10 protein-coding genes are annotated in these 12,910 nt (G+C 51.6%); 4 read left to right on the plus strand and 6 right to left on the minus strand.

What is annotated here, in order from left to right:
- The first annotated feature begins 56 nt into the window (after window positions 1–56).
- From MT343_RS14700 to MT343_RS14710, 3 genes are all read left to right on the plus strand, one after another.
- The gene (locus tag MT343_RS14700) at window positions 57–1,175 is read left to right on the plus strand and encodes a beta-ketoacyl-ACP synthase III (RefSeq protein ID WP_145466119.1); all 1,119 of its coding nucleotides are present in this window, start codon (window positions 57–59) and stop codon (window positions 1,173–1,175) included.
- Between the two features lie 155 nt (window positions 1,176–1,330).
- Entirely contained in the window at window positions 1,331–1,846 is a 516-nt protein-coding gene (fabA, locus tag MT343_RS14705) for a 3-hydroxyacyl-[acyl-carrier-protein] dehydratase FabA (protein WP_145466121.1), read from the plus strand.
- A gap of 133 nt (window positions 1,847–1,979) precedes the next feature.
- Window positions 1,980–2,501, plus strand: a complete 522-nt coding sequence (locus MT343_RS14710) for an acyl-CoA thioesterase (protein ID WP_145466123.1) — start codon at window positions 1,980–1,982, stop codon at window positions 2,499–2,501.
- 67 nt (window positions 2,502–2,568) lie between these two features.
- Here the strand turns inward: MT343_RS14710 and greA are convergent, their stop codons facing one another.
- The 3 genes from greA to carA are packed head-to-tail and all read right to left on the minus strand — an operon-like array spanning window position 2,569 to window position 7,456.
- A complete protein-coding gene (greA, locus tag MT343_RS14715) occupies window positions 2,569–3,045 on the minus strand; it encodes a transcription elongation factor GreA (RefSeq protein WP_222428427.1) in 477 nt (158 codons plus the stop codon).
- Window positions 3,046–3,075: 30 nt separating this feature from the next.
- Window positions 3,076–6,291: a carbamoyl-phosphate synthase large subunit gene (gene carB / locus MT343_RS14720; protein ID WP_145466125.1), complete on the minus strand. Its 3,216-nt coding sequence runs from the start codon at window positions 6,289–6,291 to the stop codon at window positions 3,076–3,078.
- A gap of 16 nt (window positions 6,292–6,307) precedes the next feature.
- Window positions 6,308–7,456 (minus strand): glutamine-hydrolyzing carbamoyl-phosphate synthase small subunit, encoded by a 1,149-nt coding sequence (gene carA / locus MT343_RS14725; protein WP_145466126.1) that lies wholly within the window; start codon window positions 7,454–7,456, stop codon window positions 6,308–6,310.
- A 610-nt stretch (window positions 7,457–8,066) separates the two neighbouring features.
- Here carA and MT343_RS14730 point away from each other — a divergent pair.
- Entirely contained in the window at window positions 8,067–8,675 is a 609-nt protein-coding gene (locus tag MT343_RS14730) for a TetR/AcrR family transcriptional regulator (RefSeq protein ID WP_145466128.1), read from the plus strand.
- 62 nt (window positions 8,676–8,737) lie between these two features.
- Here the strand turns inward: MT343_RS14730 and dapB are convergent, their stop codons facing one another.
- From dapB to dnaK, 3 genes are all read right to left on the minus strand, one after another.
- Complete coding sequence (gene dapB, locus MT343_RS14735; RefSeq protein WP_145466130.1) at window positions 8,738–9,541, minus strand: 4-hydroxy-tetrahydrodipicolinate reductase; 804 nt, start codon at window positions 9,539–9,541, stop codon at window positions 8,738–8,740.
- A 105-nt stretch (window positions 9,542–9,646) separates the two neighbouring features.
- Window positions 9,647–10,765: a molecular chaperone DnaJ gene (dnaJ, locus tag MT343_RS14740; protein WP_145466132.1), complete on the minus strand. Its 1,119-nt coding sequence runs from the start codon at window positions 10,763–10,765 to the stop codon at window positions 9,647–9,649.
- Window positions 10,766–10,928: 163 nt separating this feature from the next.
- Window positions 10,929–12,836 (minus strand): molecular chaperone DnaK, encoded by a 1,908-nt coding sequence (dnaK, locus tag MT343_RS14745; protein ID WP_145466134.1) that lies wholly within the window; start codon window positions 12,834–12,836, stop codon window positions 10,929–10,931.
- Window positions 12,837–12,910 lie beyond the last annotated feature (74 nt).

Genomic DNA, 12,910 nt, shown 5'->3' on the forward strand with positions numbered 1-12,910 from the left:
TTGGAAGACCGGACCGTTCCGGTGATAATAGCGAAAAAAGTAAGGTTTCAATGCTCATGTCCGATATCGTAATTTCCGGCTCCGGCCTGTTCATCCCGCCTTTTACCATCACCAACGATGAACTGGTAGAAGCCTACAATGCCTACGCAAACCGCTTTAACGAAGAGCACGCGGACGCCATTGCCAGCGGCGAAACTGAAGCACTGCCACTGTCCAGCAGCGAATTTATTGAGAAGGCTTCCGGTATCAAAGCACGCTACGCCATGTACAAAGATGGCATCGTCAACCCGGACATCATGCACCCTGTATTTCCGATGACACAGGAAGGCGCCACCCCGGAAATGGTTACCATGGGTGTTGCTGCTGCACGTGAAGCCATGGAACAGGCCGGTAAAACCGCTGACGATATTGATATGGTCATTGTATCCAGCACCTTCCGCCAGCGTGACTACCCGGGTATGTCGGTTGAAATTCAACGCGAACTGGGAATTAAAGGTTTTGCTTATGACATGGGCATTGCCTGCTCATCCGCAACCTTCGGGCTGATCAATGCTTACACCGCGTTAAAAGCCGGCACCGCCAAATGTGTGTTATTTGTAAATCCGGAATTCACCACCCCGGGACTGGATTTCAAAGATCGCGACAGCCATTTTATTTTTGGCGACGTTGCTACCGCAGCGATTCTGGAGCCTGCCGAGACGGCAACTTCAGAACATACTTTCCGCATTCTGAGCACCAAACAATTTACCCAATACTCGGATAATATCCGTTGCGATGCCTCTTACGCCGATTACTGCTTTGAAAACGTACCGGCCAACCGCTACGCCTTCAAACAACAGGGCCGCAAAGTATTCAAAGAACTGCTGCCTCTGGTCACTAATTTTATTGAAAATCTGCTGACCGAAAACCAACTGGAAGCTTCTTCACTGAAACGTATGTGGCTGCATCAGGCAAACGTTAATATGAACCTGTTTGCCGTTAAAAAACTCCTCGGCCGCCTGCCTGAAGGTAATGAAGCACCAGTGGTACTGGACGAATTTGCCAACACAGCGTCATCCGGCTCAGTGATTGCTTTCCACCGCTATAAAGATGATTTCAAGGCTGGCGATAAAGGCCTGATCTGTTCTTTTGGCGCCGGTTATTCCATCGGCAGTCTGCTGGTCGAAAAACTCTGATCAGAAACCGGTTTCCCGGCGCAGCCTGCGCCGGAAATACTACCCATTAATTCCTTTTATTCAAAAAACCTTCATTGGCTATCATGCTGTAAATATGTCAGTGTACCGGCATACTTATAATGACCCTAAAGACCAAGACCAGAAGAGGAAACTGCATGACTCACCCAAACTCCTTTAACCGTGAACAACTGCTGGCCTGCGGCCACGGTGAACTGTTTGGTGAAGGCAATGCACGGCTGCCACTGCCTAACATGCTGATGATGGATCGCATCGCGCACATCAGCAGCGAAGGTGGCGCTTACGGTAAAGGCGAAATTATTGCCGAACTGGATATTGATCCATCGCTGTGGTTTTTTGACTGCCACTTTGAAACTGACCCGGTAATGCCTGGCTGTCTGGGCCTGGATGCCATGTGGCAGCTGGTTGGTTTCTTCCTTGGCTGGCGCGGTAACCCTGGCCGTGGCCGTGCACTGGGCTGTGGCGAAGTGAAATTCCGTGGCCAGGTGTTACCAACCGCGAAAAAAGTGACTTACCGTATCGACATCAAGCGCGTGATGGAACAGAAACTGGTGATGGGTATCGCCGACGCATCCATGGAAGTTGATGGCCGTGAAATTTACACCGCCAAAGATCTGCGTGTAGGGCTTTTCACCTCCACCGAAAATTTCTGATTTTCTTCTCCCGTTCAAATAATTAGTGATCAGACTCTGTCATTGTTGACAGAGTCTGATCCTGAACATATTCCCCCGTTCTCTCTGCACCGATTTCCGTTAAACTGGCTTTATCATTCAGTGAGGAATCTTTGTGGGACAGATCATACAAACCGAGATGACCGTACTCGTCACTCCGGATATGGCTAACTTTTCCGGCAATATGCACGGCGGCGAATTACTCAAGCTGCTGGACAAGGTTGCCTACACCTGTGCCATGCGTTACAGCGGTCATTATGCTGTGACCCTCTCCGTTGATAACGTTCTGTTCAAACAACCCATTCTGATCGGCGAGCTCATCACCTGCCTTGCTACGGTAAATTATACCGGTCGCACCTCTATGGAAATCGGCATTAAAGTAGTCGCCGAAGATATTAAGCAACGCACTGTGCGCCATACTCATACCTGTTTTTTCACTATGGTTGCCATGGATGACAACAACAAACCAACCCCGGTACCGGAACTGGAATTAAAAAATGAAGTTCAGATCCGCCGCTGGAACAAAGCACTGAAACGCCGAGAAGCGCAGAAGAAACTGCAGGCAATGATGCGTGCGATTGAGCGGGATGATGGCTCAGATGATTTTGACGATTTACCGCTGATCCCCTGCCCCTGATCAGCTACCAATCGGGCATAAAAAAACCGCGTATAGCGCGGTTTTTTTATGGACTGAAAAGCAGAAATCAGGCGTGTCTTACTTCGTCAATTTCATACTCAACGGTACCGCTCGGAATCTGAACCGTAACCACATCCCCTTCTTCCTTACCGATCAGCGCACGCGCAATCGGTGAAGAAATAGAGATACGGTTAGCTTTAATATCCGCTTCGTCTTCACCAACAATGCGGTATTCCACTTCTGCATCAGTATCCACATTAATGATACGCACCGTAGTACCGAACAAAACCTTTCCGCTATGCGGAATGGTTTTAATATCGATAACCTGAGCATTAGACAGCTTACCTTCAATATCCTGAATACGGCCTTCAATAAAGCCCTGCTGTTCGCGGGCGGCGTGGTATTCAGCGTTTTCTTTCAGGTCGCCGTGCTCACGCGCCTCTGCAATCGCCGCAATAACGCGCGGACGATCAACTGTTTTCAGGCGCTGAAGCTCTTCACGCAGTGAGGCTTCGCCTTCAACAGTCATTGGATACTTTTGCATATATTCTGACTCCCTAATTGAATGCGACCATTAAATGGTCGCATGCAGTTCCTGCAGACGACGAACTTCTTTCAGACCTTCTGAACGCAGCGCTTCAACCACCGCTTCAGCACCGGCCAGAGTCGTTGTGTAATACACCTTGTGCTGCAGCGCGCTGCGACGGATGTCGGCAGAATCTGCAATGGCCTGTGGACCATCGGTGGTATTCACAATCAGAGAAATCTCGTCATTTTTAATCATATCCACAATATGTGGACGACCTTCGGTCACCTTGCTCACGCGTTCAACGGCTACACCAGCAGCCTGCAGCACTTTGCAGGTACCTTCGGTAGAGACCAGTTTAAAGCCGCGCTCGATCAGACCTTCAGCAACGGCAACCACACCGGCTTTATCGGCATCACGTACCGATACAAAAGCCACACCGCTGTCCGGCAGTTTGGCACCGGCACCCAGCTGTGCTTTAAAGAAGGCTTCGCCGAAGGTTTTACCGGCACCCATTACTTCACCGGTGGATTTCATTTCCGGCCCAAGAATCGGGTCAACACCCTGGAATTTATTGAACGGGAATACCGCTTCTTTTACCGAGAAATACGGTGGAATAATTTCCTTGGTAAAGCCCAGTTCAGACAGTTTCTTGCCGGTCATAACTTTGGCCGCAACCGCCGCCAGAGAGGTACCAATACACTTGGACACAAACGGCACGGTACGGGAAGCACGCGGGTTAACTTCGATCACGTAGATCTCGCCATCCTGCCATGCCAGCTGCGTATTCATCAGGCCAACAACGCCCAGCTCCAGCGCCATCGCTGCAACCTGCTTGCGCATTTCATCCTGAACATCAGCCGGCAGGCTGTATGGCGGCAGAGAACAGGCTGAGTCACCGGAGTGAATACCGGCCTGCTCGATGTGCTGCATGATACCGCCAATCACAACCTGCTCACCGTCACAGATCGCGTCGATATCCACCTCAACCGCACGATCCAGGAAGTAATCCAGCAGTACCGGAGAATCGTTGGATACTTTTACCGCTTCAGTCATGTAACGACGCAGCGAGGCTTCGTTGTTGACGATTTCCATCGCACGGCCACCCAGAACATAAGATGGACGAACCACCAGCGGGTAACCGATTTCTGCAGCTTTAATTACCGCTTCTTCAGCCGAAGTAACAGTGGCGTTAACCGGCTGTTTCAGACCCAGACGCTGGATCATCTGCTGGAAACGCTCACGGTCTTCGGCACGGTCGATCGCTTCCGGAGAAGTACCGATGATCGGTACACCCGCAGCTTCCAGCTCGTCGGCCAGTTTCAGCGGAGTCTGACCACCGTACTGTACGATTACGCCTTTTGGCTTTTCACGGTCAACGATTTCCAGTACGTCTTCCAGAGTCACAGGCTCAAAGTACAGACGGTCGGACGTGTCATAGTCGGTAGAAACGGTTTCCGGGTTACAGTTAACCATGATGGCTTCGTAACCTTCTTCTTTCGCTGCCAGTGCGGCGTGCACACAGCAGTAATCGAATTCGATACCCTGACCAATACGGTTCGGACCACCACCGAGAACAATGATTTTCTCGCGATCAGACGGATTCGCTTCACACTCTTCTTCGTACGTGGAGTACATATAAGCCGTGTCGGTGGCGAATTCAGCCGCACAGGTATCCACACGCTTGTACACCGGACGGATACCCAGTTTCTGGCGCTGTTTGCGGAAGGTTTTTTCGGTCACGCCCAGCAGTGCTGACAGGCGCGCATCGGAGAAACCTTTACGCTTCAGACGGAAGATGCGGTCGGCATCCATTGACGTCAGACTGCTCTGCGCAACATTGCCTTCTTCTTTGATCAGATCTTCAATCTGCACCAGGAACCACGGATCGATACCGGAGTGCTGATAAATTTCGTCAACGCTCATACCGGCACGGAAGGCATCGCCCACGTACCAGATACGGTCGGCGCCAGGTACACGCAGTTCAGAGATAATTTTGTCTTTGCTGCCGGCATCGTTCAGATCCACTTTCGGATCAAAACCGGTAGAACCGACTTCCAGGCCGCGCAGTGCTTTCTGCAGAGATTCCTGCTGAGTACGGCCAATCGCCATCACCTCACCGACAGATTTCATCTGCGTAGTCAGACGACCATCGGCTTGTGGGAATTTTTCGAAGGTGAAACGTGGAATTTTGGTAACCACGTAGTCGATCGACGGCTCAAACGATGCCGGCGTGCGACCACCGGTAATATCGTTCTGCAGTTCATCCAGGGTGTAACCCACAGCCAGTTTGGCCGCCACTTTAGCAATCGGGAAACCGGTTGCTTTGGAAGCCAGTGCCGAAGAACGGGATACACGCGGGTTCATCTCGATCACGACCATACGGCCGGTTTTCGGATCCATACCGAACTGCACGTTAGAACCACCGGTTTCCACACCGATTTCACGCAGTACCGCCAGAGAGGCGTCACGCATGATCTGATATTCTTTATCGGTCAGGGTCTGTGCCGGAGCAACGGTGATAGAGTCACCGGTGTGCACACCCATGGCGTCGAAGTTTTCGATAGAACAGATGATGATGCAGTTGTCGTTTTTATCACGCACAACTTCCATCTCATATTCTTTCCAGCCGATCAGGGATTCGTCGATCAGCAGCTCGTTGGTTGGCGACAGGTCCAGACCACGGGTACAGATTTCTTCGAATTCTTCTTTGTTGTAAGCAATACCGCCACCGGTGCCGCCCATGGTAAAGGACGGACGGATGATGCACGGGAAGCCCAGAGTTTTCTGTACTTCGCGGGCTTCTTCCATACTGTGCGCAATACCGGCGCGCGGACACTCAAGACCGATCTTTTTCATCGCCTTATCAAAGCGGTTACGGTCTTCAGCTTTGTCGATGGTGTCGGCGTTTGCACCGATCATTTCCACGCCGAATTTTTCCAGTACACCAGCCGCTTCCAGACCCAGCGCACAGTTCAGTGCGGTCTGGCCACCCATGGTTGGCAGCAGTGCATCCGGACGCTCTTTCTCGATGATTTTGGCAACCGCTTCAACGGTAATCGGCTCGATATAGGTTGCATCAGCCATCGACGGATCGGTCATGATGGTCGCCGGGTTAGAGTTCACCAGAATTACACGGTAGCCCTCTTCACGCAGAGCCTTACAGGCCTGAGCGCCGGAGTAGTCAAATTCACAGGCCTGGCCGATAACGATAGGGCCGGCGCCAATGATCAAAATACTTTTTATATCAGTACGTTTTGGCATAACTCAGTCTGTCCTGTTATTGGGCGGCCTTGGCAGCAACAATCAAATCAATAAAGTGGTCGAACAACGGCGCGACATCGCGCGGGCCAGGACTGGCTTCCGGGTGACCCTGGAAACTGAAGGCAGGCTTATCAGTGCGGGCGATACCCTGCAGCGTGCCATCGAACAGCGACTTATGGGTCGCCTTCAGGTTGGCTGGCAGAGTGCTCTCTTCTACCGCAAAACCATGGTTCTGTGAGGTAATCATCACCTTGCCGGATTCAAGATCCTGCACCGGGTGGTTACCACCGTGGTGACCATGACCCATCTTCATGGTCTTGGCACCGGAGGCCAGAGCCAGCAGCTGGTGACCCAGACAGATACCGAACACCGGGATATTGGTTTCCAGAATCTCCTGAATCGCTTTGATGGCGTAATCACAAGGCTCCGGATCGCCAGGGCCGTTGGACAGGAAAACACCGTCCGGATTCATTGCCAGCACTTCAGAAGCCGGAGTCTGTGCCGGAACAACAGTCAGCTCACAACCACGCTCAGCCAGCAGACGCAGGATATTGCGCTTAACGCCGAAGTCGTACGCCACGACTTTGAATTTTGGTTCGCTCAGCTCGCCATAACCCTTGCCCAGCGTCCAGTCAGTCTGAGTCCAGCTGTAAGCTTCTTTAACAGTCACTTCTTTCGCCAGATCCATACCTTTCAGGCCCGGGAAAGCTTTGGCTTCGGCCAGCGCCTTCGCCACATTCTCTTCAGAATGCGCATCTGCAGCCGCCAGAATGCAGCCATTAAGGGAGCCTTTTTCACGCAGAATACGGGTCAGGCGGCGGGTATCGATATCGGCAATGCCCAGCACATTGCGCTCTTTCAGGTAAACATCCAGTGCCTGTTCACTGCGGAAGTTGGATGCGATCAGCGGCAGGTCGCGGATCACCAGACCTTTGGCATAAATGCCATTGGATTCTTCATCTTCGCTGTTGGTACCGTAGTTACCAATGTGTGGATAGGTCAGAGTGACGATCTGGTTGGCGTAGGAAGGGTCGGTCAGAATCTCCTGATAACCGGTCATGGAGGTGTTGAAAACAACTTCTCCCACTGACAGGCCTTCGGCACCGATGCTGGTACCTTTGAAGATACTGCCGTCCTCAAGAGCTAGAATGGCTGGCGTAGACAAGGCTAAATCCCCGAACAAAGAATAAACTTGCAGACTACCGCACCGGGCCGGAGGAGGTCAGAACCAGAATCTGCAGTCGTAAAAAAGCGGAATGGCGACAAATTGACTCCATCCCGCTTATGACTCGCTATGGACTGATAGCGGATTCCGGCGACAAAAAACGATCACCGCAGTGCGTGTATAAACTAACCCTAAATGATACTGAAAACAGGGTCTTGTGTCCATTAAAGGTGGTGGATTGTACGTTAACAGTGCACCAGCCGGCTGCATTCCGTATTTCCCCCATCCCTCACCTGCAAGCTGAGCCAAAAGCAAGCCAGACCGAGTACTCCCCGAAGGTCAGCAACACCAGGCAAGGCCCCTGAAATTTACTGATAACTCTGGTACTAAATAGCGAGTTACATAAGATTACATTCTGTAACATACAAATATACACTTAATATTACTTCACTCAGAATCAAATGAGTCATTTCATTGTTATCTATTGAGAGGGAAAACTACTGCCTGGCTTATTAACAGTTAAAGATATTTTTAAACAATTAAATATCTGACTGATAAGTCAAAAAATAAGGACAACAACAATTAAAACCAAAATGAAGAGGTCTGCCCCATGCCTGTAGCCGTAGATGGTCGTCGTCGTCTGCAACCGGAAGAGCGTAAGCGCTTATTATTAACCAATGCTGTTGAAGTATTTGCCCGCCGCGGAATCGGCCGGGGCGGTCATACAGAGATTGCCGAGATCGGTGGAGTATCCGTAGCAACGGTATTTAATTACTTTAAAACCCGCGAAGCTCTGGTTGAAGCCGTTCTGGAAGAAGTAGAAAACTTTCTGCTGAATCTGGCCGAGTCCGTTTACGCAGAAGAAGACAACCCTCTGGAAGCCATCCGTTCACACGTTAAAGCATTCCTGAATGCCTGCGAAGAAAACCCGGATTACATTAAAGTCTGGCTGGAATGGAGCGCTTCGGTACGTGATGAAATCTGGCCACAGTATTTGGAATTCCAGAATAAATTACTGGAGCTGATTGCCAAGCAAATCGACAAAGGCATCAAGAAAGGTATCCTGGAGCAGGGGCTGGCGCCGAAAGAACGTGCCCGCTGGGCGCTTGGTAATGCCCAGATGCTGGTATCGATGGTATTTGATCCGAACGGCAAACCGCGCGGCATGGAAAAAATGGTCGAGCGAGGTTTCGATCATATGCTGGGCGTTAAAGCCTGAGGCCTGCCCCCCAGCCATAAAAAAGCCGCTCATTGAGCGGCTTTTTTATATTCAGAAAGGTATCAGAAGCCCAATACATCCTGCATGTCGTACAGACCATTTGGCTGAGTGCTGACCCACTTAGCGGCACGCACTGCACCTTTGGCAAAGGTCATACGGCTTTGTGCTTTGTGCGTCACTTCCACACGCTCACCTTCGGTAGCAAACATCACGGTATGATCACCGACCACATCGCCGCCACGGATGGTTTCAAAACCAATCTGCTTCTGCGGACGGGCACCGGTGTAACCTTCACGACCATAAACCGCGACTTCTTTTAAATCCCAGCCGAGGGTTTCTGCGACCACTTCGCCCATACGCAATGCGGTACCGGATGGTGCATCCACTTTGTGACGGTGATGCATTTCCACCACTTCGATATCGCTGTCTTCACCCATAACTGAAGCAGCCATGCGCAGCAGATTAAGACACAGATTCACACCAACCGAATAATTTGGCGCAAAGACAATGCTCATATCCGCTGCTGCAACTTTCATCTCAGCTTTCTGTTCGTCACTCAGACCGGTGGTGCCAATCACAATACTTTTACCGGCCTTACGGCACAGTTCGATATTGGCCATGGTGGCCGCTGGTGCGGTAAAGTCGATCAGCACATCAAACTGATCCAGCACGGCTTCAACAGAAGTTGCCGCAGCAACATTAAGCGTAACGCCCAAACCAGCAATAGCACCGGCATCAACACCCGCCAGCGGATCATCAGCCAGAACGATGGCTGCTCCAAGTTCTGCGTCGTCAGCATTACGGACTGCTTCGATCAGCACCCGTCCCATACGTCCGGCAGCACCGGTAATTGCAATGCGTGTCATGTAAAAATACCCAGACAGAATTTCAGAATGGCGCTAAGGATATAGCGATTCGGCAGGAGATGCGAGGCGCAGCCCGAAGGCCACGCCTGCAGGGTTTAAAGCCGCTCAGATTTCTTCAAAGAACTTCTTCACGCCTTCAAACCAGCTCTTCTTCTGCGGCGAGTGTTTCTCACCGGTCAGAGAAGCCTGGAACTTCATCAGCAGATCTTTCTGCTCAGTATTGAGGCTGACCGGAGTTTCGACCTGCACACGGCAGAGCAGATCACCCGCCGGGCCACCGCGTACCGGCAGCACACCTTTGCCGCGCAGACGAAACTGTTTGCCACTCTGGGTCTCTGCCGGGATTTTCAGTTTTACCCGGCCATCCAGCGTTGGTACTTCCAGTTCAGCACCCAGTGCCGCATCGACAATACTGATCGGTACTTCGCAATACAGGTTACGCCCATCACGATGGAACAGCTTATGCTCCAGCACACTGACCTGCACATACAGATCACCGGCCGGACCACCCATGGCTCCCGCTTCACCTTCACCGGACAAACGGATACGGTCGCCGGTATCAACACCAGCAGGAATTTTCACCGACAGGGTCTTGGTTTCTTCTTTTACGCCACGGCCATGACAGCTGGTGCAGGGATCATCAATCTGCGTACCCTGACCACGACAGCTCGGACAGGTCTGCTGTACCGAGAAGAAGCCCTGCTGCATACGCACCTGACCGGCACCATGACAGGTATTACAGGTTTTGGGTTTAGTGCCTGGCTTGGCGCCACTGCCGTCACAGGTGGTACAGGCGGTCAGGGTTGGAATGCGGATCTTCTTCTCCACACCACGCACCGCTTCTTCCAGTGTCAGCTCCATGGTGTAACGCAGGTCAGAACCACGCTGCGGACCACCACGCGGGCCACGGCCACCGCCGCCAAAAATATCGCCAAATACATCACCGAAAATATCGCTGAAGTTAGCACCGCCACCGCCAAAGCCGCCGCCAGCCTGACCATCAACTCCGGCATGACCGTACTGGTCATAGGCACGGCGCTTCTGCTCATCGCCCAGCACTTCGTAAGCTTCGGTTGCTTCTTTAAATTTGGCATCCGCATCTTTATCGTCCGGATTGCGGTCCGGGTGATATTTCATCGCCAGCTTACGGTAAGCTTTTTTCAGTGTTGGCCCATCGACGTCCTTACTGACGCCCAGAACCTCGTAATAATCTCGCTTAGACATACTTCACCTGTTTTTTTGTCTGCCGCCACAAGCTGATTAACGCTGGCGACAGGAACAAACCCAGCACGCGCACAGGCGTTTCTGAGGTGTGATAACAAAGCAAAACGCGACAGCTTCCGAAAGAAAACTGCCGCGTCCGCTTAACGACTGATGCAGCCGTTAATTACTTGTCTTTAACTTCTTCGAACTCGGCGTCAACAACGTCATCGTCCTGATTACCGGACTGAGCTTCCGCACCACCCTGCTGGGCCTGAGCCTGCTCGGCATACAGACGCTGAGCCAGAGAGCTGGATGCTTCAGTCAGAGCCTGAGTCTTGGCTTCGATTTCTTCTTTATCGGTGCCTTTGATCACAGCTTCCAGATCGGCGATGGCTTTTTCGATGGCGGTTTTCTCGTCATCGGTTACCTTGTCTTTCGCGTCTTCCAGAGTTTTCTTGGTTGCGTGAATCAGACCATCGGCAGTGTTACGTGCCTGCACCAGCTCTTCGAACTGACGGTCAGCATCCGCATTCGCTTCTGCATCAGCAACCATTTTTTCGATCTCTTCATCGCTCAGACCAGAAGAAGCCTTAATGACGATCGACTGCTCTTTACCGGTAGCCTTGTCTTTCGCACTCACGTTCAGAATACCGTTAGCGTCGATATCAAAGGTTACTTCGATCTGTGGCATACCGCGTGGTGCCGGCGGAATATCGGCCAGGTCAAAACGACCCAGTGATTTATTCTGCGCAGCCTGCTTACGCTCGCCCTGAACCACGTGAATGGTTACCGCAGTCTGGTTGTCATCGGCGGTTGAGAACACCTGAGATTTCTTGGTCGGAATCGTGGTGTTTTTCTCAATAACCGCAGTCGCAACGCCACCCATGGTTTCAATACCCAGAGTCAGCGGCGTTACGTCGAGCAGCAGAACGTCTTTAACATCACCGGACAGAACCGCGCCCTGAATCGCAGCACCAACAGCCACCGCTTCATCCGGGTTCACGTCTTTACGTGGTTCTTTACCGAAGAAGTCAGCAACGCTCTTCTGCACCAGAGGCATACGGGTCTGACCGCCCACCAGAATTACTTCGTCAATTTCACCAGAGCTCAGGCCGGCATCTTTCAGTGCGATACGGCAAGGCTCCAGCGAGCGGGTTACCAGCTCTTCAACCAGAGACTCCAGCTTGGCGCGGGTCACTTTCACGTTTAAGTGCTTAGGACCAGTCGCATCGGCCGTGATGTACGGCAGGTTAACGTCAGTCTGCTGAGAAGAAGACAGCTCAACCTTGGCTTTTTCTGCGGCTTCTTTCAGACGCTGCAGAGCCAGTGGATCGTTGTGCAGATCGATGCCGCTTTCTTTCTTGAATTCAGCCGCTAAATATTCGATCAGACGCAGGTCAAAGTCTTCACCACCAAGGAAAGTGTCACCGTTAGTTGCCAGTACTTCGAACTGTTTTTCACCGTCAACGTCAGCCACTTCGATAATGGAAATATCGAAGGTACCACCACCCAGGTCGTATACTGCGATGGTGCGGTCGCCGCCTTCTTTATCCATACCATAAGCCAGAGCCGCAGCGGTTGGCTCGTTGATGATACGCTTAACTTCCAGACCAGCGATTTTACCGGCGTCTTTGGTTGCCTGACGCTGAGAGTCGTTAAAGTAAGCCGGTACGGTAATAACCGCTTCGGTTACTTTCTCGCCCAGATAATCTTCTGCGGTTTTCTTCATTTTCTTCAGAATTTCAGCAGAGATTTGTGGTGGCGCATATCTTTCGCCTTTTACTTCTACCCAGGCATCACCGTTATCGGCTTCCATGATTTTGTAAGGAACCATGGAGATATCTTTCTGTACTACGTCGTCTTTGAAACGACGACCGATCAGACGCTTAACCGCAAACAGGGTGTTGTTCGGGTTGGTGACGGCCTGACGCTTGGCTGACTGGCCAACCAGCACTTCGTCGTCAGCATAAGCAACGACGGAAGGAGTGGTGCGATCGCCTTCAGCGTTTTCAATCACTTTGGTTTTGTCGCCATCCAGGATTGCCACACAGGAGTTGGTGGTGCCCAGGTCGATACCGATAATCTTACCCATTTTTCAATTCTCCATTCATGGCAGCTTACGCTGCGTGAACTATTAACCGTTGTATTTGTGTTGCTTTCTATATA

Origin of the sequence: Venatorbacter sp. C2-1 (assembly GCF_022832715.1) — a bacterium.
GTDB lineage: Bacteria > Pseudomonadota > Gammaproteobacteria > Pseudomonadales > Oceanobacteraceae > Venatoribacter > Venatoribacter alkanivorans.

Excerpts from the sequence above, each read along its gene's own strand:
- dnaJ (WP_145466132.1), bottom strand. The coding sequence starts at position 10,765 with ATGTCTAAGCGAGATTATTACGAGGTTCTGGGCGTCAGTAAGGACGTC.
- carB (WP_145466125.1), bottom strand. The coding sequence starts at position 6,291 with ATGCCAAAACGTACTGATATAAAAAGTATTTTGATCATTGGCGCCGGC.
- greA (WP_222428427.1), bottom strand. The coding sequence starts at position 3,045 with ATGCAAAAGTATCCAATGACTGTTGAAGGCGAAGCCTCACTGCGTGAA.
- fabA (WP_145466121.1), top strand. The coding sequence starts at position 1,331 with ATGACTCACCCAAACTCCTTTAACCGTGAACAACTGCTGGCCTGCGGC.
- MT343_RS14700 (WP_145466119.1), top strand. The coding sequence starts at position 57 with ATGTCCGATATCGTAATTTCCGGCTCCGGCCTGTTCATCCCGCCTTTT.
- MT343_RS14730 (WP_145466128.1), top strand. The coding sequence starts at position 8,067 with ATGCCTGTAGCCGTAGATGGTCGTCGTCGTCTGCAACCGGAAGAGCGT.
- dnaK (WP_145466134.1), bottom strand. The coding sequence starts at position 12,836 with ATGGGTAAGATTATCGGTATCGACCTGGGCACCACCAACTCCTGTGTG.
- dapB (WP_145466130.1), bottom strand. The coding sequence starts at position 9,541 with ATGACACGCATTGCAATTACCGGTGCTGCCGGACGTATGGGACGGGTG.